The following is a 22,519-nucleotide window of genomic DNA, read 5'->3' as shown; positions in this document are numbered from 1 at the left end:
AATTAAAGATACAGAATTAATGATTTTTCTATTCATTTAATATTGATGAAATATCCATTTGTTGGTGAAGAATTCTTATGATTTCAATTTCCTCACTTTTGATTTTGTAAAATATAAAATGAGATTTCACCCTTGAACGGAAATATCCTTTCCTGATTTCACCGTAATCTTTTCCAGATTTTGGATTCTCAGATAAGTACTCAATTTCATTCATGAGCAAATCAAAATAATGATCTGCCTGTTTTACTGACCAAGTTTCGAAGGTGTAAAGCCAGATTTTTTGTAAATCATGGGACGCTTCTTTACTTATTTTGTATTTCATCTAGTCAGCAGAATGTTTTTGATGAAGATTTTTCAAAAATTCTTTACGGTCAAAATTTTCAACAAAACCAGATTTTTCCCCTTTTTTTAGTTCGTTGATTAATTCTGTTTTTTTAGATTCTTCATATTCGAACATTCTTAAAGCTGTTCTTACAACTTCACTGGCGGAAGAAAATTTTCCAGATTTAATTTGTTGGCTGATAAAGTTGTCAAAATAATCGCCTAATAATATGGATGTGTTTTTTGCCATTGTGTTAATTTTAATCAAAGATACCAATTTTTGGTATTTTATCAAAAAAATTAAACTAAGTTATTGAATAATATTTCTTTGTATTCATCTAATCATCTTCACCAAAATCTATTATCCTTAAGAATGTAAAAATGAGAAGAAGAAGAAAAGAAATTTCCTTTTTGCTTAAATCTTTTTGTTTTTACATTAAATATTTTAAATTGTTCATTTTCATTTGCAAATCCTTTAAGATAAAATACGGTTAAAAAAAGATGTTTTTGAGATAATTGTAATAAATCAAATATAAAAATTATTCCGTTCAACCTCATGATTTTCACCCCACCCCAAAATAAAATTCCTCTCAAATTTGCTCACCCAATTTTTTAAAAGTAATTTTGCACGAATCTAAAAACAAAAGTAAAATATGTCAACTTATGTAGTTGTAGGTCTTCAGTACGGAGATGAAGGCAAAGGAAAAATCACGGATGTTTTATCAGCAAAATCGGATTATGTAGTACGTTTCCAGGGTGGAGACAATGCTGGTCACACGGTTTATGTAGGTGATGAGAAATTCGTTCTACACCTTCTTCCTTCAGGAGTTCTTCAATGCAAAGGGAAATGTATCATTGCGAACGGAGTAGTGGTAAACCCTAAGTCTTTCATTAAAGAAGTTGGTCAGATCGAGAGCAAAGGCTTAAGAACAGATCACATCTTTATCAGCAGAAGAGCGCATGTTATTATGCCTTACCACATCCTTTTGGATACTTACCGTGAAGAGGAACACGGAGGAACTCAGATCGGAACTACCAAAAAAGGAATCGGACCTTGTTATGAAGATAAAATTGCAAGAGTCGGGATCAGAATGGTAGACCTTTTAAATCCAGAAATTTTAAGAGATAAAATTGAGAAAAACTTAAAAGTTAAGAACTCTCTTTTTGAAAAATATTACGGAAAACCAACGTTAGACGTTGAAGAAATCTACAACGAATATTTAGCGATCGGAAAGCAGCTTCAGGACAGAATCGTTGATACTGAATTAGAGCTGAACGAAGCAATCAGAGACGGTAAAAACGTTTTATTCGAAGGTGCACAGGCATTAATGCTTGACATTGACTTTGGAACGTATCCATACGTAACTTCATCTTCTCCATCTACAGGAGGTGTTTGTTCAGGAGCTGGTGTTCCGCCAACTTCACTTCAGAACCTTATTGGAGTAGCAAAAGCTTACTGTACAAGAGTAGGAAACGGACCTTTCCCTTCTGAATTGGATAACGAACTGGGTGAGAAAATCAGACAGATCGGTGGTGAATTCGGAGCAACTACAGGTAGACCAAGAAGAACAGGTTGGTTAGACCTTGTTTCCTTAAAGCATGCTTGTATGATCAACGGAATCAACAACCTTGTGATCACTAAGCTTGACGTTCTTACAGGAATTGAGAACCTGAAAGTAGTAACACATTACAAAACTGAAGACGGAAAAATCATCGATTATTTCACTTCGTCAACAGAAAAGCTATACAACTACGAGCCAATCTATCAGGATTTACCAGGTTGGAGCGAAGATATTACTAAAGCAAGAAGCTATGATGAACTTCCTGATACTGCTCAAAAATACATCGAGTTTATTGAGAAATACTTAGGAATCAACGTATACTTAGTTTCTGTAGGTCCTGAAAGAAGTCAGAACATCATCAGAAAAGAATTATTCTAATATTCGTAAAGATAAAAATAAAAGAGAGATCATCATGGGATGGTCTCTTTTTTTGTTTTATGACCCTTGTCAAGGTTTTAAACCTTGGCAAGGGGTAAGAAGTCATTGAGTTTATTTCTCATTTACTTGAGAAGAAATAACTCCTTTTTCTTCTATAAACTTTTTACTTGTAAATGTTAAAATTTAAACATTATCATAAAGTTTTCTAATATTATGTTGTTTTGATAAAATTTTGGCAGATGTTTTGATATTGAAACAGTACTTATCGATAAGAACAATAAAACTAATAATCAAAATTTTTAACAGTTTAAATAGTAGTAGTGATGAAACAACATAACCAAAACCAGGAATTTCGGTTCAACGAAGTCCTGTTCGAGCACCGCAATAAAGACTATGGTGCCTATGTATTAAGAAACGAATCAGATAGAATATTAACCAAAGCGCTTTTTATCGGAGCAAGTTTAATGGCTGCAGTATCCATCACGCCATTTGTGATTTCTGCATTGAAACCTGTAGAAGTTATAACAGATGGAGGGTATGTACTTCCTCCACCAGTATTAATTCCTGATGATCCTGTTGCTCCGCCGGTAAAAATTACTCTGGTAAAGCCTGAGGTCGCACCCAATACAAAAACATTTGACAGTACAGTGCCTACACCATCAAGTACAGCTCAGGATAATGTGAAAAAAGATCCCATTCCTGATGATGCTGTAGCAGGATTTAAAGACAATTTTAAAGGAGATCCTGTTGCGCCGAAGACACCCAATGTTCCGACACTAACAGTGGGAACAGGTCCTGTAATGACAACACCTCCGCCTGTGATTGCTGATCCGGTGGACAAAAGTAAAATTGCTGAAGCAGGAGAACTTGGGGTAGAAGCCAATTTTGCGGGAGGAATAGACTCCTTCAGAAATAAAGTAATGAACAGCTTCGACAGTTCAGGATTTGAATCCGAAGATGTTGTAAAGACGACAGTTACCTTTATTGTAGAAATGGACGGAACCATCTCAGGGGTAAAAGCTAACGGAACCAACGCCGATTTTAACAATGAGGCAATGAGAACTATTAAATCAATTTCCAACAAAGGAAAATGGATACCGGCCAAAAACAAAAAAGGAGAATTCGTAAGAAGTTATTTCAAATTTCCCATCTCTATGAAATTTGATAATTAATACGGAAAAGTAAATTTCAAATAGTTATCCACAAAGAATTTTTTTTGTGGATAATTTTTTTTTATCGTTAAATTGCTTATTAACAATATTTTAACTCAATTTTGATTTTCCCCACTCACCGAGAGCAAAGAAAAAAGTGTATTTTTGAAACTTAAAGTTCTAATAATGGCAAAAATCATAGGTATTGCTAATCAAAAAGGAGGTGTTGGTAAAACTACCACCGCTGTAAATTTGGCAGCAGCATTAGGAGTATTGGAAAAAAGAATATTAATTATTGATGCTGACCCTCAGGCGAATGCAACATCCGGTTTGGGTGTTGAGGATGTTCAGTATTCTACCTATAATCTTCTGGAGCATAGTGCAGATACAAGAGTCTGTATCAAAAGAACGGCAACTCCCAACCTGGATATTATTCCGTCACATATCGATCTGGTAGCAGCGGAAATTGAATTGGTAGACAAGGAAGACCGTGAGTATATGCTGAAAAAAGCATTGGCAAGTGTAAGGGATGATTATGATTATATTATCATCGACTGTGCACCGAGTTTAGGTCTTATTACGGTAAATGCTCTTACAGCAGCAGATTCTGTAATCATTCCGATCCAGTGTGAATATTTTGCATTAGAAGGACTTGGGAAATTGTTGAACACTGTTAAAAATGTTCAGAAAATCCATAATAAAGATCTTGGAATTGAAGGTCTTCTTTTAACCATGTACGACAGCAGATTGAGACTATCCAATCAGGTTGTGGAAGAAGTAAATTTACATTTCCCTGAGATGGTTTTTGAAACCATTATCAGCAGAAACGTAAGATTGAGTGAAGCACCAAGTTTCGGGGAAAGTATCCTGAACTATGATGCGGAAAGTAAAGGAGCTGTTCAGTATATTCAGCTAGCTGAAGAAGTTCTTTTGAAGAATGAAAACTTAATAAAGAATTAAATTAATAATAAATGGGCAATAAGTGAATGCTGGTCATCACTTCTCAAACATCATTTATCAATTATATCTATGAAGGACAAAAAAAGAGCTATGGGACGCGGCCTGGGCGCCATTTTAAGTGCAGAATCCAAAGCAACGATCAATTCCGCTACTGATGAAGGAGCAGATAAGTTTGTGGGGAATATTGTGGAAGTTGCGCTTGAAGATATCTATCCGAACCCAACGCAGCCGAGAACTTATTTTGATGAAAAAGCATTAAACGAACTTGCGCAGTCTATTAAAAACTTAGGCGTAATCCAGCCGATTACCCTGAGAAAAGACGGGGAGAAGTTTGAAATCATTTCCGGGGAAAGACGTTACAGGGCAACTAAAATTGCCGGATTAACGACTATTCCTGCCTATATCCGTTTAGTTAATGACCAGGAGCTTCTTGAAATGGCTCTTGTTGAAAATATCCAGAGAGAAGACCTTGATGCTATTGAAATTGCATTAACTTATCACAGGCTTTTGGAGGAAATCGGTCTTACTCAGGAAAACCTGAGCCAGAGAATAGGAAAGGACAGAAGTACAATTACCAATTCTATCAGACTGCTAAGATTAAATCCGGATATTCAGAATGCTATCAGAAGCGGTGAGATTTCTGCAGGACACGGAAGAGCGATTATTAGTCTTGAAAGTGAAGAAGATCAGCAGATTTTATTTGATCTTATTATCAAAGAAAAATTAAACGTTCGTCAGGCTGAACAGGCTGCTGCTGCATTGAAGAACCCGAAGTCTCCTGCTGCCAAAAAAGCAAAAGTGGAGCTTTCCAATAACTATAAAAAAGCCCAGAAGACCATTGCTGATATCTTAGACGTGAAAGTAGAGATCAAAGCTTCTGGAAATGGTAAAAAAGGTAAAATTGTTCTGGACTTTAAAAATGAAGAAGAGCTGGAATATATTTTATCCCATATTAAATAAATGAAGAAAATATTTTTCACATTTTTCTTGTGTATCGCTTCACTGGCTTACTCACAAGTAAAACCTATCGATACCGTTCGGATGCAGACTCCTCCGAAAGAAGAACCTCGTGTGGTAAAACCAAGCAAAACAGAATCAAAGATTATTGAAGATCTTGAAAAAGCAAACGGTCCCACAGCAAAAACCTTAAAGCTTAATCCTACCAGAGCAGGATTGTACTCTGCAGTTTTACCCGGATTAGGACAGTTTTATAACAAAAAATACTGGAAAATTCCTATTGTCTGGGGAGCGGTAGGTGCTGGGGTTGGTATTGCCGTATGGAATGATAACCAATACAAAAAATATCGTGAATATTACGTGGCAAAACTGAATGGTACTCCCAATGAATTTGTAGACAGTCACCCGTGGCTGGACAAAAAAGCTTTGGGGAATGCACAGGACAGAGCCAAAAGACAAAGGGATTATGCCATTGCCATTACAGGTTTGATTTATATTCTGAATATTGTAGATGCTGTAGTAGACGCTCATCTTTATGAAAGCCGTCATGATCCGGATCTGGTGTTTAAGCCATCGGTTATTCAGGACCAGTATGGCTTCAGCGCACCAAAAACAGGTTTCAGTTTAAGTTACAGATTTTAAAATACAACATATCTGCAGAAGGTCTGAAGATTGAATGCAGCATTAAAAATAAATAAGATTATATGAAAATAGCATTAGTTGGTTACGGTAAAATGGGTAAGATCATTGATGAGATCGCACAGAAGAGAGGTCATGAAGTAGTTGCCCGTCTGAAGGAAACCCCGACTGCTGAGAATCTTAATAATCCGGATGTTGTGATTGAATTTTCACTGCCGGAAGTAGCTTTTGAAAACATCAAAGCTTGCCTTGAAAATAAAATTCCCGTGATCTGCGGAACAACAGGATGGCTTGATCAAAAAGCTGAAATTGAAAAACTAGCAGTAGATAATGGAACTGCTTTCTTATATGGTTCTAACTTTAGTTTAGGCGTGAATTTATTCTTTGCTCTGAACGAAAAGTTGGCAGACCTGATGAAAAACGTAGATGAATACTCTTGCCAGCTGGAAGAAATTCATCACATCCATAAAAAAGATGCTCCAAGTGGGACTGCAATTTCTATCGCTGAGGGAATCATTCAGAACAATCCGAAATTCGATGCCTGGAAACTGGAAGAAACAGAAGGGAGGCAGCTTGGAATTTTTGCGGTACGTGAAGACGAAGTTCCGGGAACACACAGCGTATATTATAGAAGTGAAGTGGACGAAATCGAGATCAAGCATACCGCTTTCAATAGAAACGGTTTTGCACTGGGAGCGGTAGTAGCTGCTGAGTGGATTAAAGATAAAAAAGGAAACTTCGCAATGAAAGACGTTTTGGGGCTTTAATTTGTAACAAATTCTGTAAATTGCAGACCAATAAGCAGAAAATGATGAATAGTGAATTGTAAACAGCGGACTGCTTTTATCATTTATTACTCATCATTTTTATTATTTATATCTTAAGAATAGGCACAAAAATTTATGAATTATTTTTTAACTTATACAGTGTATGTCCTCATACTATCCGTACTGATGGGGATTTCATCTTGGAAACTGTTCAAGAAAATGGGATATAGCCCTCTGTTTGCTTTTATCCCTTTCTACAACTATTTCATTATTCTCAAAGAAACAAAACATCCGAAATGGTGGGCAATCATGTCTTATCTTCCGATAGTAGGCCCCATTATGATGTCGGTTTTCCACCTTTATTTAGTGAAAAAGTTTGGGAAAACACTTTTCAAAGATCAGATTCTTACCGTGATTCTGCCGTTTATTTATATGGCGGTCATCAACTATTCGAAAGATGTAGAGTTAGAAGATGAAAATGCAAACGACCTGTTTCTTACAGAAGAAGAGAAAAACGATAAAAAGAAAGATACATTCATTGGTTCCATTACCTTTGCGGTAGTTTTTGCCACTATTATCCACGTTTTTGTAACACAGCCTTTCGGGATTCCTACAGGATCTATGGAAAGAACATTATTGGTGGGTGACTTCCTTTTTGTAAACAAATGGAGCTATGGATACAGACTTCCAATGCGTCCGGTAGCCATACCTTTCCTTCAGGGAACCATTATGGATACAGGACAGAAAGGAAACCCGAAAGATGATCCAAAGTCTTACGTAGATGCAGTGAAGCTTCCTTACACAAGAATCTTACAATTCAACAAGCCACAGAAAAATGATGTGGTGGTTTTCAACTATCCTCAGGATTCCGTCCATACTGCTATTGACAGAAAAGATCCTTACGTAAAAAGATGTGTGGCTACAGCAGGAGATACTTTTGAAATGAGAGCCGGAAGACTTTTCGTTAACGGAAAGCCGGAGACTGTTTTAGGAGATCAGGAAGTACAGCACAGATATATTGTAACGACTGATGCGCAATTGGATATTCCTACTTTATACAAAGCGTACGGATTTTTACCGGTTCAGGAAGTACAGCAGGATAACGGAGGTTTCCTTTATGGATTCCAGGGTTTAACGGATAAAACTGCCAAAGAAATTAAAGAGCTTCCTCATGTTATTGATATGAAGGAAGAAGTTTCACCAAAAGGAGAAGCTGCAGTATATTACAGAGACGAAGCTAAAACTAAAATTGATACCACACAATCTATTTTCCCGATCAACAAACCTTGGAATCAGGATTGGTACGGCCCGGTTAGAATTCCTAAAAAAGGAGATGTGGTAGCGATCAATCAGGAGACACTTCCAATGTACCAATGGATCATTTCTGAATATGAACACAACAGTTTAGAAAAGAAAAACGGAAAGATCTTCATTAATGGTAAAGAAGCGAATCAGTATACCATTCAACAGGATTATTATATGATGATCGGGGACAACAGAGATGCGTCATTGGATGCAAGATTCTTTGGTTTCGTTCCGGAAGAAAATATTGTTGGAAAACCAATGTTTACATGGATGAGCGTACAGGGAGTATTCCCGGATGCAAGTTCAACGTATCAGGCCCCTAAGAAAATCCGTTGGGAAAGAATGTTCAAAGCAACTAATACAGGAGAAGCCAATAAAACCTCTTACTGGTGGATTGCAGCAATGATCCTGATCTTGTTCTTCGGATGGGAGTATTTCATGAAATTATTCAGAAAGAAAAAAACTGAAGACAATTAATAAAAAAAATTAAACGTAAAATAGAATGAAGTATTTGAAAAAATACTTCATTTTTGCATTATGAATATGAAGAATGTATTATTACCGGCATTTTATATGCCCCCAATCTCATGGTTTTCAGTGTTTTTAAATCCTGAAAATGAAATTGTATTTGAACAGTTTGAAAACTTTCCGAAGCAGACGTATAGAAACAGGGCCAATATTTATGGTGCCAACGGAAAATTATCATTAATAATTCCCATCAATCATAATGGGAAAAGAGAATTCAAAGATGTTGAAATTTCTTACCGCGAAGACTGGAGAACGCTTCATTGGAAATCCATTAAGACCGCATATCAAAGCTCTCCTTATTTTGAGTATTATGAAGATAAGTTCAGGAAAATATTTGACCTTAAAGAAAAATTCCTTTTGGATTTTAACCTTAAAGGGATAGAAGTCATCCAACAGATACTGAAAACAGAAAAGGCACACTCTTTGAATAAAGAATATATCAAAAATCCGGAGAGTATTAATTTCAGAGAAAAGTTTTCGGCAAAACTTCCTTCAGAATTTCAGATGGAAGAATATTACCAGACATTCTCTGATAAATTCGGATTTTTGGAAGACCTGTCGGTTCTTGATCTTATTTGTAATAAAGGCCCGGAATCACTCGTATATATAAAAAATATAAAACAACAATATTAGTACAATCACTGTTGGTAAAGTATAAAACAGATGATGATGGTGATTGGCATATCTCTTTAAAAAATTAAATATCAACATATGAAAAAGGTATTATTAGCTGCAGTTTTTTTTGCAGGTTTTAGTTTCTCTTTTGCACAGGAATCTAAAGCTAAAAGTATTGATCCCAACGAAGATAAAGATCTGATGACATGGTATCATAAAGATTTTGCAACTTCAAAAGTATACGGGGTAAATACAGCAAATGCTTATAAATACCTGGAATCTAAAGGTCTGAAGCCTAAAACCGTCGTGGTGGGTGTATTAGACAGTGGAGTACAGGTAGATCATCCGGGATTGGTAAAAAACCTATGGTCAAATCCAAACGAAGTTCCCGGAAATGGAAAAGATGACGATGGAAACGGATATATTGATGACGTACACGGATGGAACTTTATAGGAGGTAAAAACGGTGATATTGATATCGATAACATGGAGGTGACAAGAGTAGTTGCCAAATATAAACCTGTCTTCGAAGGTGATGATTCCACAAAAAATAAAGCCAACCAGGCTAAGATGAAGGAAGAGTTTGAGATGTATATGAAAGCCAAAGATATGTTCAATAAAAAAAGTATCGAGGCAAAACAAAACTTTCAGACTTATTCTATGCTGAACGAACTGATTCCTAATATGGTAAAACTGCTTGCAGGTAAGCCTGTAACCGCTGAAACTATTGCTGCGATCAAAGCTCCGACAGATCAGAGAGATGCCATTGCGAAGGAATTTTTAGGCCAGATCTCCCAAAATCCGGAATTCAAAGGAAAATCAGCAGAGGAATTCGAAAAAAAGATGAAGGAAGAAATGAAAGAAGCCATCGATCATTTTGCTCCTGCAGCAAAACAATATGACCTTTCCTATGATCCGAGAAAAGAAATTGTAGGGGATAACTATGATGACTATTCTGAAAAAATCTATGGAAATAATCATTATGAAGGACCGGATGCAGAACATGGAACTCACGTGGCAGGTATTATTGCCGGACTTCCGCAAGGAAAAGAAGTTCAGTACGGAGTAGCTTCCAAAGTGGCTAAAATTATGTCTGTAAGAACAGTTCCGAATGGTGATGAAAGAGATAAAGATGTTGCCAATGCGATCAGATATGCTGTAGATAATGGTGCGAAAGTTTTAAATATGAGCTTTGGAAAACCTGTTTCTCCTGGTAAAAATGTGGTTTGGGATGCCTTCAAATATGCTGAAGATAAAGGTGTTCTTTTAGTAAAAGCTGCAGGTAACGAAAATGAAGATGTCGCAGAACATCTGGCATATCCTACCAACTTTAAAAATGTTACAGATGAGAAACCATTTGTAAGCAACGTTCTTGTGGTAGGGGCAAGTACCAATAAAAATAATGCGCTGAGAGCAGATTTTTCTAATTACAATAAAAAGATGGTGAACGTTTTTGCTCCGGGAGAAGAAATCTATTCTACCGTTCCTAAAAACGAATATAAATACCTTCAGGGTACTTCAATGGCTTCCCCTGTAGTAGCGGGAGGAGCTGCTGTTTTGCTGGCTTACATGCCGGATCTGAAACCTTATCAGATTATTGAAGCCCTTGTGAAAAGCAGCAACCCGAGTACAGCAGATGGTTTTGGTGACCAATCTCAGGCAGGTGGAGTTATCGACCTGAAAAAAGCTGCAGAATATGCTTATACCAACTTTTATAAAGGAAAAACTACAGGCACAGCCAAGCCTTCGAAATCCGTAAAAAAGGTTGTTAAAAAATAATTTATCTCCCTGTGTTTAAGGAGAAACCATAAAAAGTCCGAATTTTTTCGGACTTTTTATTTTTTATTTTAAATTTTGGCACGGTTTTTTGTAACTTTATAGTAACAAAATAATAAACAACAAAATGAAAAAGTTACTACTTGCAGGGATGTTGGGAACATCACTTTTTGCAGTTTCGTGTTCCTCTGTTAACAAAGCAGCTACATCTCAAAATCAAAGAGCCGACTTCCTGAAAATGAAAGGAGACTGGCAGATTGTAAGCATAGATTATGATAAAGGTTATAAAATTAAGCCTTTTGATGAAGGTGCAGACGCACAGTGCTTCGTAGGAAGCCACTGGAGATTGATTCCCAATAACTGGACAGGAGCGTATACTTTAAACGGTGGTGGAGATTGCCCGGCAATTACACAACCAATCAAATTTGAAGTAAAAGGCGGTAATACGTTTATGTTTAAAAAAATTGCTTCAGGTACAAAAGCTAAACAAAATACAGCAGGTTACAGTCTTACAATGATTAATCAGAGTACAGATCAGTTTTCACTTGAGCAAGATGTTCCTTTTGAAGGAGGTAATGTAAAAGTAGTTTACAACTTCCAGAGAACCGGAATGAAATAATTTATCAACATAAAAGATCAAAAAAAATGAAATTTACAAAAACATACGTAGGAGCCCTTTTCTTGTCATCAGCATTATTATTGACGAGCTGTGAAGCGGTTCAGAATTCAAATCACCAACAAAGAGGTACAGCCGTAGGAGCAGCTTCCGGAGCAGTACTTGGAGGTATCCTTGGTAATAATGTAGGTAAAGGAGGAAACGGAGCTATCGGAGCTGTATTGGGAGGTATTATCGGTGGTGTTGCTGGTAACGTTATCGGTAACAAAATGGATAAGCAGGCGAAAGATATTAAAGAAACTTTACCAGGTGCTCAGGTAGAAAGAGTAGGAGATGGTATTAAGGTAACTATGAATGAAAGTATCGTTAACTTTGCTTTCGACTCTTCAAACCTTACTTCTGTTGCACAGACCAACCTTGATAAATTAGCTGAAGTACTGGCTAATAATCCGGATACAAACATCAATATCTATGGTCACACAGACAGCAAAGGTGCAGATGCATACAACCTTAAACTTTCTCAAAGAAGAGCAGATGCTGTGAAAGCCTATTTATCAGGAAAAGGAATTGCATCAAACAGAATGTTTACAAAAGGTGAAGGTGAAGCAATGCCTGTAGCTAGCAACGATACTGAAGAAGGAAGAGCTAAAAACAGAAGAGTAGAGTTTGCTATTACTGCCAATGAAAAAATGATTAACGATGCCAAACAAGGGCAATAGTTAATTTAATATATAAATATTTTCGTAAAAGACCGCCCCGGCGGTTTTTTTTGTATTTTTATGCTAGAAATTTTGAATTTATTATTTTTGTATTTGAAATAACATAAATGAAGAAATATTTAAAACTGCTCCGTGTGGAGCAATGGGTGAAAAACCTTTTTGTATTTGTCCCTCTGTTCTTTTCAGGTAATATTACCAATACAGATCTGCTTCTCAAAAGCATTTTTGCATTTGTCATATTTTCACTTGCAGCAAGTGTTGTTTATATCCTGAATGATTATAATGATATTGAAGCAGACAGAAAACACCCTGAGAAAAGGAGAAGACCTTTGGCGAGTGGAGCTATTTCAAAATCAAAAGCGATAGGAATTCTTATAGGTCTTATCATTGCTGATATTGGTCTTGTATTTTTTACTCAACTTTATTTCCATGAATTTCTTTGGAAATTTGCAATCATCATAGGATTTTATGTAGTTATGAATCTTGCCTATACTTTCAGGCTTAAACACGTTCCTATTATTGATATTTTTATTATTGCCATAGGATTTGTCCTGCGTGTACTGGCTGGAGGTTATATTACCGGAATCAGCATTTCGCAATGGGCGATTCTGCTGACCTTTGTATTGGCTTTGGTACTGGCTATAGGAAAAAGAAGGGGAGAGCTTATCAATGCCCAGGTTTCAGGAAAAACAAGAAAAGCACTGGATGGCTATAACGTTCAGTTTGCAGATATTGCTTTATCCATTTCTATTACACTGGCTATTGTCTGCTACCTGATGTTTACGCTCTCTCCGGAAGTTCAGGAAAGATTTCATGAAAGAGTTTTTTATACAGTGATTTTCGTTGTATTTGCATTGTTAAGATATCTTCAGCAGACCCTTGTTTACAACAGAACGGAATCTCCAACAAAAATCGTGTACAGAGACCGTTATATACAGGCTACTTTATTGCTTTGGGTCGTTGCATTTTTAATTCAAATTTATTTTAAGAAATGAAGCCGAATTTCATACAGAAAGTTACCAACTGGGGAAATTTCCCAATAGTAGAGAAGGAAATGAGATCTGAGGACAGTTTCAGAAAAATAAAAGAATTTGTACTCAATCACAACGAAGTCATAGCGAGAGGAAATGGGAGATGTTATGGAGATGCTTCATTGGGAGAAGCTATATTTTCAACAAAAAAATTAAATAAGTTCATCAATTTTGACCGTCTGAACGGGATCATAGAATGTGAATCCGGAGTGCTGCTTTCAGATGTACTGGAAATAGCGGTTCCGCAGGGATATTTTCTATACGTTACTCCCGGGACAAAATTTGTATCGGTAGGAGGTGCTATAGCATCCGATGTTCATGGAAAAAATCATCATGCAGAAGGATGTTTTTCAGAATATGTGCTTGAATTCAAGCTCATGAATGAGAAAGGGGAGATCATTACCTGTTCCAGGGAGGAAAATACAGAAAAGTTCTGGGCTACCATTGGTGGAATGGGACTTACCGGTATTATTCTCACAGCAAAATTTAAACTTAAAAATATAGAGTCCGCATACATTCGTCAGGAAAGTATCAAAGCAGACAATCTGGATGAGATCTTTAAGCTGTTCGATGAAAGTGAAAACTGGACCTACACGGTGGCCTGGATTGATTGTCTTCAGAAAGGAAAAAATATCGGAAGAAGTATTCTCATGAGAGGAGAACATGCTTTTCAGCATGAACTTCCCCAGAGTTTTTCCAAAACACCATTGAGATTGAAGAAGAAATTTTCTCCTACAGTTCCTTTTTATTTTCCGGGATTTGTACTGAATGCCCTTACCGTAAAAATTTTCAATTGGTTATACTATAAAAAGCAGTCTAAAAAAGAAGTGAAAAACTTTATCGATTATGAAACGTTTTTCTATCCTTTGGATGCGATCACAGATTGGAATAAGATCTATGGGAAGTCCGGTTTTATACAGTATCAGATGGTCATTCCTAAAGAAACTGGAAAAGAAGGAATGAAAAGAATCCTTGAAACGATCGCCAAAAGCGGAAACGGATCATTCTTAGCAGTTTTAAAACTTTTTGGAAAAAATAATCCTCAGGCTTACAACTCATTCCCTGTGGAAGGGTATACATTGGCGCTGGATTTTAAAGTCAATTCAAAACTGAAAAAACTGGTAGATCAGTTGGATGCTATTGTTCAGGAGTTTGGAGGAAGAATTTATCTTACCAAAGACAGCATGAGCAGATCATCGCTTACCAACTACCTGAAAAATATTCAAAATCCTAAATTTGTGTCTTTACAGCACAAAAGAATCATAAATAACAATTCGTAATGATAGTTCTGGGAAGTACATCTGAAGTAGCACAGGCTTTTGTGGAAAAAGCACTTCAGGAAGGAGAAAAGTTTGAAAAAATCTATCTTTTTACCTCAAATAAAGAAACTACAGAGCGTTTTGCAAGACATCTTGATGTAAAGTTTCTGCAGCAGGCGGAAGTCATTGAATTGGATCTGACAAAAGAAATTGATTACAATAGATTTGATAATATCAATTCAAATGTATTATTTTGTGCCGTAGGATATTTGGGTGAAGGAACAGAAGAAGGATTATATGATAATAGAAATACAGAGCGTATCATTGATATCAATTATTCAAAACTGGTGCCTGTCATGAATTATTTTGCTCAAAAATTTGAAAGCAGAAGATCCGGAACGATTATCGGTCTTTCATCAGTGGCAGGAGACCGGGGAAGACAGAGTAACTTTATCTATGGAAGTGCAAAAGCAGCTTTTACGGCTTATCTGAGTGGTTTGAGAAATTATCTTTTTGATAAAAAAGTGCACGTTCTTACGATAAAACCAGGGTTTATGGCAACCAAAATGACAGAAGGCCTGCCTTTAAATCCGAAACTGACAGCAACGCCAAAACAGGCAGCTTCCTGTATTTATAAAGCCTTCAAAAAACAGAGAAATGTGGCATATGTTTTGCCGGTTTGGAGTATTATTATGATGATTATCAGTAATATTCCTGAGTTTATATTCAAGAAATTAAAGCTTTAAAAAATGAAAAAATTGTATTGTTTTGATTTTGACGGAACCCTGACATATAAGGATACCATGTTTATGTATCTTAAATTTTACGATTCAACAAAATACCGTATACAATTTTTGAGACACGTACCTCTTTTTATCCTGTTGAAGCTAAAACTGGCTGAAACGGAAAAAGTGAAAAAAAGCTTTATCGGTTCTATTTTAAGAGGACAGACCCAGGAGAAAATTGAACAGAAGTCTAAACAGTTTTTTGAACAGCACTACCCTAAAATAGTAAGGGAGAATGCATTGGATTTTATAAAAAATATCGATAGGAATAGTACACAGAGTTTATTGGTAACCGCTTCATTGGATATCTGGGTAAAACCATTCGCTGAAGAACTGAAAATGGAGCTTGTTTCTACGCGAGCAGAGTTTAAAAACGGTATTTTCACCGGAAACTTTGTAGGAAAAAATTGTAACGGAAAGGAAAAATTGATAAGAATCAAAGAGGAAATTAACGATTCCAAGTACGATAAAATTATTGCATTTGGTGATACTTCCGGAGATCGGCCAATGTTGAAATGGGCAAATGAGGGACATTACCAATTTTTTCACTAATTTTGGGAGATAAAATTGTAAAAAATGAAAAGCCTGATCATTGCATGTGCAGTACTCTTTATGGGCTGTGCCAGCACTTCATCTCAGAAGTCTTCTGTTATGCAGCAAAGTACGGAGCTCCTCGTTTCTGAAAATCAGGGAGGAACCGATGCTCCCGGCTTTAAGATCATTAAAGACGAAAAGGATTTTCGTAATATTATCAGCGGAAGTTTTGGTATTTCAGAACTGGGAAAAGAATCTTATATTAAATATCCACAATTTCCGAAAAATAAAAAAGTTGTTGTATACAATTTGGGAACCTTCAGATCTGGAAGTCACAAAATTGAAGAAATTAAAAATATATCTGTGAAAAATAAGATTCTGTATGTAGAAGTTCCTGCCGGAGAGCCTTCCGGTGGAATGGAAATTCAGGTAATTTCAAACCCGTGGTTTATTTTTACTGTTCCCGCAGATTATCAGTTTAACTCCGTAGAATTAAAATATTCAAAATAACAATGGATAAAGTATATTTAGATAATGCCGCAACCACTCCGCTTGCAGAAGAAGTTATAGATGCAATGGTGGGCACAATGAAGATGAATTTCGGAAACCCCTCTTCAACGCACAGCTTTGGCCAGGAAGCAAAAATCCTTATTGAAAATGTAAGACGACAGGTTGCAGACTATCTTCATGTAACTCCTGCTGAAATCATTTTCACTTCCTGTGGTACCGAATCAAATAATATGATCATCAAATCCTCGGTAGAACACCTTGGGGTAGAAAGAATCATCAGTTCTCCTCTGGAACATAAATGCGTTTCTGAAAGTATTCTGGATATGAAAAACAGAAAAGGAGTAGAGGTAAACTACATCCGTCCGAATGAAAAAGGAGATATTGATCTTGCTAAATTAGAAGAACTTTTAAAAGCTTCAGATAAAAAAACACTGGTAAGCTTAATGCATGCCAACAACGAAATCGGAAATGTCATTAACCTTAAACAGGTTGCCCAGCTTTGCAAACAGTATCAGGCACTTTTCCACTCAGATACCGTGCAGACAATGGCTCATATGAACCTTGACTTCTCTGATATCCCTGTGGACTTTGCATCGTGTAGTGCCCACAAGTTTCATGGTCCGAAAGGAGCTGGATTTGCATTTATCAGAAAAGCAACAGGTTTAAAAGGAATTATTACCGGAGGACCTCAGGAAAGAAGTCTTAGAGCCGGAACTGAAAATGTTTGTGGTATCGTAGGATTAGGAAAAGCTTTAGAACTTTCCCTGAATCATATGGAAGAATATACCCAACATATGCAGAATATCAAGGATTATGCAATTGAAAGACTTTCTGCTGAAATTGAAGGAATTAAATTCAACGGAAGAAGTGCAGAAAAGGAAAATAGCCTTTATACAGTTTTAAGCGCATTACTGCCTTATAAAAATCCATTGATAGGACTTCAGCTGGATATGAAAGGAATTGCAATTTCTCAGGGAAGTGCATGCTCATCAGGAGCATCAAAGCCTTCAATGGTGATGATGATGGTGCTTTCTGAGGATGAAATGGATCACTGCACCCCATTACGTATCTCTTTCAGCCATATGACGACTAAAGCGGAGATTGACACACTGGTGAACGCATTAAAGGAAATCTCAAGCGATTACACTATAGAAAAAACTAATGTTGAGCATAGATAGTCTTGTGCTTTAAATATCGTAATTTTGAATATCCAAAAGGATTAAAAGAAAATAATATTAATTAAAATAAAAGAAACAAAAATGGCTTTAGAAATTACAGACAGCTCATTTCAGGATACGGTTTTAAAATCAGATAAACCGGTATTAGTAGACTTCTGGGCAGTATGGTGCGGACCTTGCAGAACTTTAGGACCAATCATCGAAGAAGTTGCATCAGATTTTGAAGGTAAAGCAGTAGTAGGGAAAGTAGATGTAGACAACAACCAGGAGATTTCTATGCAGTACGGTATCAGAAATATTCCTACAGTTCTTATTTTTAAGAATGGAGAAGTAGTAGACAAATTAGTAGGTGTAGCTCCAAAAGAGGTAATCGCTGAAAAATTAAGCGCTCACTTATAAAAAAAATAAGTTTGATAATGAACGCCTTCCAGTATTGGGAGGCATTTTTTTTAAAATAATTTGCAGGTAACAAAAAAAGTTGTAATTTTGCAACCACGAAAAAGAAACGACGTTCTTTAAAATAATGATCCGGTAGTTCAGCTGGTTAGAATGCCGCCCTGTCACGGCGGAGGTCGCGGGTTCGAGTCCCGTCCGGATCGCAGAAGTTTTCTCAATTTACTTTAAAAAAATTGATCCGGTAGTTCAGCTGGTTAGAATGCCGCCCTGTCACGGCGGAGGTCGCGGGTTCGAGTCCCGTCCGGATCGCGGAAGTTTTCTCAATTTCTTTTTAAAAAATTGATCCGGTAGTTCAGCTGGTTAGAATGCCGCCCTGTCACGGCGGAGGTCGCGGGTTCGAGTCCCGTCCGGATCGCGGAAGTTTTCTCAATTTCTTTTTAAAAAATTGATCCGGTAGTTCAGCTGGTTAGAATGCCGCCCTGTCACGGCGGAGGTCGCGGGTTCGAGTCCCGTCCGGATCGCAAAAAAGTCTTCTATTTCTAGAAGACTTTTTTATTTTCCATTTGTAAGCGGAATGATATAAGGAGAGTCGGTTTATATAAGTAGATCGCCTGAATAAGATGTAAGTTTTCTGCAATATTCGATATAAATTTTATGTTTTAAACAAAAATTAATATTAAAAATATTAATAATAATTGTTACCTTCGTTCAATAAAAACCACTAGCTGATGAATTAATGAGAATGAAATTTAGATTTATTGTATATGGGAAATATTTTTAAGATCAGAGGCTTAATGTATATGTCTGAATGGTTGGTTTTTCCTGTTTATATTTTAGCTGTTTTTTTTCTTGCTTTGGTTTTATATTTTCACCCGATTAGTCCGAACTTACCAATTACTTTTAATGGATATCAGGATAAAAAAATATTTTCGCTGATAGAGATTACTATTCTGTTTTTATTTTTCCTTGTTTTTCTAATATTCAAAATGGCCGCCACATTTCTTAATAATGAATGTGTCAGAAAAATTCCTCATGACATAAACATGATGATGTCAGGATTGAATTGAGGAAATTGAGTTGATGAATTGTAAAAAGAAAATGTCGTCAAAAATTTACAAACAATATAGAATATCTGAAAATGAAGCATATAATTAAAATTAAAGAATTAAATAAATAAAAAAGTTCATATTGAAATAATAATTTCATCATTTTGTTTTTAAACGGAATGAAAATTGCTAGAGAAAGAAGTGATTTTTAACATGAGAATTTAAAGCACGCTTTAAAATATTTAAATAGTATAGTCGTTTTATTACAATATGTATTTAAATATAGTTGAAATTAGTTCGATAAACCTAAATAATAACACAAGTAGATAAGAATAATAACATATGAATAAAACTATTATTGCATATATAGTACTGTTATCGGTTACTTTATTATCATGCAGACCGAAGCAGAATATGGTATATATGTCAAAGCATAATATGGAAGAAGAGGTTGCAAAAGCTAAGTTTCAGGGCTTACATATTCAGGAAGGAGATGCTCTCATGATTCTTGTATCTGCACTTGACGAAATAGCAGTGAAGCCTTTTAACCTTAATACTGCAAATAAGGTAGGGGGTGACGCTAGCAGGGGAATTAACCAATATGTAGAACCAAGTCAATACCTTGTCAATGAAGAAGGCTATATCTCTTTTCCGGTTTTAGGAAATGTGTATGTTAAAGGAATGACACAGGTACAGCTAAAACAGGAGCTTGAATCACGTCTTAAGAGATATCTGACAGATCCATTGGTGACCATTACCCTTAAAAATTTCAATGTAAGTGTTTTAGGAGAGGTGAAGGAACCGGGGCAGAAAGAAAGTGTTTCTCAAAAAATCAATATTTTTCAGGCACTTGGGCTTGCAGGTGATATGACGGATTTCGGAGACCGTACCAATGTTAAGCTTATCCGTGCCGATGATAGCGGGACAGATCAGATTGTTAATATCGATCTTACAAGATCTGATATTGTCAGTTCACCCTATTATTATATGAAGCAGAATGACATATTATATGTACAGCCGGACAAAAACAAACAGGTTCAGGCTAACTCGAATCCGAACAGAGCCCTTACATTCCAGATTATTGGTGCTTTACTGACAGCTGGTACACTTATTATTGCTTTAACTCGTAAATAAATATGCAGCAGATAGAATTTCAGGAAAGTGAAGAATCTTTGAATTTAAGAAAGATCATTGGGAAATATTTAGTCAAATGGCCTTGGTTTATAGCATCTGTCCTATTATTTGTTATTGTGGCCTTTATATATCTGAGATACGCTGTACCTCAGTATCAATCAACTACTACATTAAAATTTGATAAAAAACAGTCTGATTTAACAGGTGCATTAATTGATCTCGATAACTTAGGACTTGGTTTAGGAAATGCAGATGAACTAAAGAGCGAAGTAGCTGTAGTAAACTCAAGACCCATCCTGATGAAGGTTGTTGAAAATCTAAATCTTAATATACAATATTATAATTCGGGTGAGATAAGGGATTCCGAATTGTTTACCAAGGTACCCATTGTTGCAGAAATTATTTCTTATAAAAATGTCAAGAAATTTGTTTCTTCCGAATATGAAGTAAAAGAAGTAAATGGAAATGAATTTGTTCTGGAGGATAAGGAAAACAAAAAAGTAAAGGGAACTTTTGGTAAAAACCTGATACTAGATTTTGGAACTGTAGTTCTTCAAAAAGTTCCGGGCCTTACCTTTAAAAATAAGTATAAAATTGTTTTCTGGAATCCAATAGAGAAGGTAAAATCTTTAGAAAAGAAAATCCAGGTTGATCTTCCGGACCAGAAAGCGATGCTTATGGACATCAGCATCGTGGGAACTGTTCCCGAAAAATCAGAAGCTATTCTTAATGAAGTAACCAAACAGTATAATCTGGATGGACTAAGAGATAAAAACTTACAGGCTCAGAATACACAGGAGTTTATCGATAAACGATTAGAAGTTATTTCACGGGATCTTTCCGGAGTTGAGAATCAGAAAGAAGACTTCCAGAACCGTAACCAAATCGTCGACTTAGAGGCTCAGGCTCAATTGGCGCTTCAAAATACAAACGAGAACACAAAGCAGCTTCTTCAGCAGCAAACACAGCTGGATCTTCTTAATTCCCTTCAAAATGAAGCTTCAAAAGGAGATAATCAGCTTATGCCTTCAAATTTAGGATTAAATCCTTCTTTGGAACAGGCAATTTCACAATATAATACGCTGGTTATTACCAGAAATAAAACTTTGAAGCAGGCAACCAATGAAAACCCTGCAGTGATAGAAATGAATAAAGAAATTTCTTCACTAAAAGAAATCGTAAGAGATAACATCCGTCAGCAGAAAGCAACAATCCAGGCATCTATTGCGCAGATAAACAGTCAGATTTCCACCAGTACTGGAATGATTGAAAAAGTTCCGGGACAGTCGAAAATCTACAGAGGTATCGAGCGTCAACAGAACCTTAAAGAACAGCTTTTCCTTTTCCTTTTACAAAAAAGGGAAGAAAATGCAATCAATCTATCTGTTAATGTTCCGAAAGCTAAAATTGTAAACCCTGCTTATACTGATGATGCTCCTGTTTCACCTAAGAAAAATATCATTCTTTTAGCTGCAGTTCTATTAGGATTGATGTTGCCGTTTGGAGTGTTCTATCTTTTCTTTATGTGGGATGATAAAATCTACAACCGTTCTGATATTTCAGAAAATTCAGCACTTGGGGTACTGGCAGATATTCCTTCTCTTAAAGATAATCAGAATCACCTTGTACAGAAAAACGATTTCTCAGAGTTGGCTGAAGCATTTAGAATATTGGTTTCCAATCTTAAATTTCTACTCCCTAAGAAAGATTCTGCGAAAGTCATACTGGTAACTTCTTCTGTGAAAGGAGAAGGAAAAACACTGGTTTCTGTGAATCTTGCTCTGACATTGGGAAGCAAAAACGGAAGATCATTACTCATTGGTTCGGATGTCAGAAATCCGCAGATCCAGAGATATGATGATGAACGTGTTAAGAATGCCGGTCTTACAGAATATTTATATGATGAAACGACAGATGTAGAAGATATTATCCATACTTCAGATACCAATCCTGAATGTGATGTGATTTATGCGGGGTCTATCCCTCCAAATCCTCAGGAACTTCTTTCCAACGGTCGTTATCAGAAGCTTATCAGTGAAATGTCGTCCCGTTACGAATATATTGTGATCGATTCTGCTCCGCTGATGCTTGTTTCAGATACATTGAGTATTTCTGATACAGCCGACGCTTCATTATACGTGGTAAGATCGGGAGTATCAAGAAAAATATTAATAGATTTTGCCAATAAACTGGTTAAAGAATCAAAAATATCAAACGTTTCTTTCGTAATCAATGATGTTTCTAAAAATGTTGGTGGTTATGGCTACGGATACAACTATGGCTACGGTTACGGATATACAGCTGATAAGAAGAAAAACTGGTGGCAGAAGCTTTTTAATAAATAAATCAAAT

22 protein-coding genes and 4 tRNA genes are annotated in these 22,519 nt (G+C 36.2%); 24 read left to right on the top strand and 2 right to left on the bottom strand.

The features are described from left to right. Positions 1-28: 28 nt before the first annotated feature. Together DEU40_RS16085 and DEU40_RS16080 are read right to left on the bottom strand one after the other, a co-directional pair. A complete protein-coding gene (locus tag DEU40_RS16085; RefSeq protein ID WP_110010784.1) occupies positions 29-322 on the bottom strand; it encodes a type II toxin-antitoxin system RelE/ParE family toxin in 294 nt (97 codons plus the stop codon). Continuing rightward, positions 323-571: a type II toxin-antitoxin system ParD family antitoxin gene (locus DEU40_RS16080; protein WP_110010783.1), complete on the bottom strand. Its 249-nt coding sequence runs from the start codon at positions 569-571 to the stop codon at positions 323-325. It abuts the gene before it with no gap. 403 nt (positions 572-974) lie between these two features. Between DEU40_RS16080 and DEU40_RS16070 the strand changes: the two genes are divergently transcribed. The 24 genes from DEU40_RS16070 to DEU40_RS15950 all read left to right on the top strand — a co-directional run bounded on the left by DEU40_RS16070 (position 975) and on the right by DEU40_RS15950 (position 22,512). Further along, a complete protein-coding gene (locus tag DEU40_RS16070) occupies positions 975-2,261 on the top strand; it encodes an adenylosuccinate synthase (protein WP_062676417.1) in 1,287 nt (428 codons plus the stop codon). A 323-nt stretch (positions 2,262-2,584) separates the two neighbouring features. Continuing rightward, a complete protein-coding gene (locus tag DEU40_RS16065) occupies positions 2,585-3,433 on the top strand; it encodes an energy transducer TonB (RefSeq protein WP_110010781.1) in 849 nt (282 codons plus the stop codon). A gap of 165 nt (positions 3,434-3,598) precedes the next feature. Beyond that, entirely contained in the window at positions 3,599-4,372 is a 774-nt protein-coding gene (locus tag DEU40_RS16060) for a ParA family protein (RefSeq protein WP_002981269.1), read from the top strand. Between the two features lie 69 nt (positions 4,373-4,441). Continuing rightward, positions 4,442-5,332 (top strand): ParB/RepB/Spo0J family partition protein, encoded by an 891-nt coding sequence (locus DEU40_RS16055; RefSeq protein WP_110010780.1) that lies wholly within the window; start codon positions 4,442-4,444, stop codon positions 5,330-5,332. Continuing rightward, positions 5,333-5,971 carry a DUF5683 domain-containing protein gene (locus tag DEU40_RS16050; RefSeq protein WP_110010779.1) on the top strand — a complete coding sequence of 213 codons (639 nt, stop codon included), beginning with the start codon at positions 5,333-5,335 and terminating at the stop codon, positions 5,969-5,971. A 62-nt stretch (positions 5,972-6,033) separates the two neighbouring features. Further along, on the top strand, positions 6,034-6,735 hold the full coding sequence (gene dapB / locus DEU40_RS16045; RefSeq protein ID WP_110010778.1) for a 4-hydroxy-tetrahydrodipicolinate reductase: 702 nt from the start codon (positions 6,034-6,036) through the stop codon (positions 6,733-6,735). Between the two features lie 135 nt (positions 6,736-6,870). Next, the gene (gene lepB, locus DEU40_RS16040; RefSeq protein ID WP_110010777.1) at positions 6,871-8,517 is read left to right on the top strand and encodes a signal peptidase I; all 1,647 of its coding nucleotides are present in this window, start codon (positions 6,871-6,873) and stop codon (positions 8,515-8,517) included. Between the two features lie 60 nt (positions 8,518-8,577). Continuing rightward, complete coding sequence (locus DEU40_RS16035) at positions 8,578-9,201, top strand: WbqC family protein (RefSeq protein ID WP_410493755.1); 624 nt, start codon at positions 8,578-8,580, stop codon at positions 9,199-9,201. A 78-nt stretch (positions 9,202-9,279) separates the two neighbouring features. After that, positions 9,280-10,962, top strand: a complete 1,683-nt coding sequence (locus tag DEU40_RS16030; RefSeq protein ID WP_110010776.1) for a S8 family serine peptidase — start codon at positions 9,280-9,282, stop codon at positions 10,960-10,962. Between the two features lie 124 nt (positions 10,963-11,086). Continuing rightward, positions 11,087-11,578, top strand: a complete 492-nt coding sequence (locus DEU40_RS16025) for a lipocalin family protein (RefSeq protein ID WP_047433063.1) — start codon at positions 11,087-11,089, stop codon at positions 11,576-11,578. Between the two features lie 26 nt (positions 11,579-11,604). Next, positions 11,605-12,294, top strand: coding sequence for an OmpA family protein (locus DEU40_RS16020; protein ID WP_110010775.1), 690 nt, complete (start codon positions 11,605-11,607; stop codon positions 12,292-12,294). 107 nt (positions 12,295-12,401) lie between these two features. Beyond that, on the top strand, positions 12,402-13,289 hold the full coding sequence (locus DEU40_RS16015; RefSeq protein ID WP_110010774.1) for a decaprenyl-phosphate phosphoribosyltransferase: 888 nt from the start codon (positions 12,402-12,404) through the stop codon (positions 13,287-13,289). Beyond that, positions 13,286-14,605: an FAD-binding oxidoreductase gene (locus DEU40_RS16010; protein ID WP_110010773.1), complete on the top strand. Its 1,320-nt coding sequence runs from the start codon at positions 13,286-13,288 to the stop codon at positions 14,603-14,605. Before DEU40_RS16015 ends, DEU40_RS16010 begins: the two co-directional genes overlap by 4 nt. Continuing rightward, the gene (locus DEU40_RS16005) at positions 14,605-15,330 is read left to right on the top strand and encodes an SDR family NAD(P)-dependent oxidoreductase (protein ID WP_110010772.1); all 726 of its coding nucleotides are present in this window, start codon (positions 14,605-14,607) and stop codon (positions 15,328-15,330) included. Before DEU40_RS16010 ends, DEU40_RS16005 begins: the two co-directional genes overlap by 1 nt. 3 nt (positions 15,331-15,333) lie before the next feature. Next, entirely contained in the window at positions 15,334-15,921 is a 588-nt protein-coding gene (locus DEU40_RS16000) for an HAD family hydrolase (protein ID WP_110010771.1), read from the top strand. A 24-nt stretch (positions 15,922-15,945) separates the two neighbouring features. Beyond that, a complete protein-coding gene (locus DEU40_RS15995; protein WP_110010770.1) occupies positions 15,946-16,413 on the top strand; it encodes a hypothetical protein in 468 nt (155 codons plus the stop codon). 2 nt (positions 16,414-16,415) lie between these two features. Further along, entirely contained in the window at positions 16,416-17,591 is a 1,176-nt protein-coding gene (locus DEU40_RS15990) for a cysteine desulfurase family protein (RefSeq protein ID WP_110010769.1), read from the top strand. Between the two features lie 81 nt (positions 17,592-17,672). Then, the gene (gene trxA / locus DEU40_RS15985) at positions 17,673-17,990 is read left to right on the top strand and encodes a thioredoxin (RefSeq protein ID WP_027374941.1); all 318 of its coding nucleotides are present in this window, start codon (positions 17,673-17,675) and stop codon (positions 17,988-17,990) included. Between the two features lie 126 nt (positions 17,991-18,116). Next, positions 18,117-18,190: transfer RNA gene (locus DEU40_RS15980), tRNA-Asp, on the top strand. Between the two features lie 32 nt (positions 18,191-18,222). Beyond that, positions 18,223-18,296, top strand: a tRNA-Asp gene (locus DEU40_RS15975). Positions 18,297-18,328: 32 nt separating this feature from the next. Then, positions 18,329-18,402, top strand: a tRNA-Asp gene (locus tag DEU40_RS15970). Between the two features lie 32 nt (positions 18,403-18,434). Then, positions 18,435-18,508 (top strand) — tRNA-Asp (locus tag DEU40_RS15965). Positions 18,509-19,456: 948 nt separating this feature from the next. Further along, positions 19,457-20,167 carry a polysaccharide biosynthesis/export family protein gene (locus DEU40_RS15955; RefSeq protein WP_228406537.1) on the top strand — a complete coding sequence of 237 codons (711 nt, stop codon included), beginning with the start codon at positions 19,457-19,459 and terminating at the stop codon, positions 20,165-20,167. Between the two features lie 2 nt (positions 20,168-20,169). Then, positions 20,170-22,512, top strand: a complete 2,343-nt coding sequence (locus tag DEU40_RS15950; RefSeq protein WP_110010766.1) for a GumC family protein — start codon at positions 20,170-20,172, stop codon at positions 22,510-22,512. Positions 22,513-22,519: the final 7 nt, after the last annotated feature.

Source organism: Chryseobacterium sp. AG844, from assembly GCF_003182335.1.
Taxonomy (GTDB): domain Bacteria; phylum Bacteroidota; class Bacteroidia; order Flavobacteriales; family Weeksellaceae; genus Chryseobacterium; species Chryseobacterium cupriresistens.
This window is presented reverse-complemented; position numbering and strand designations above follow the sequence as displayed.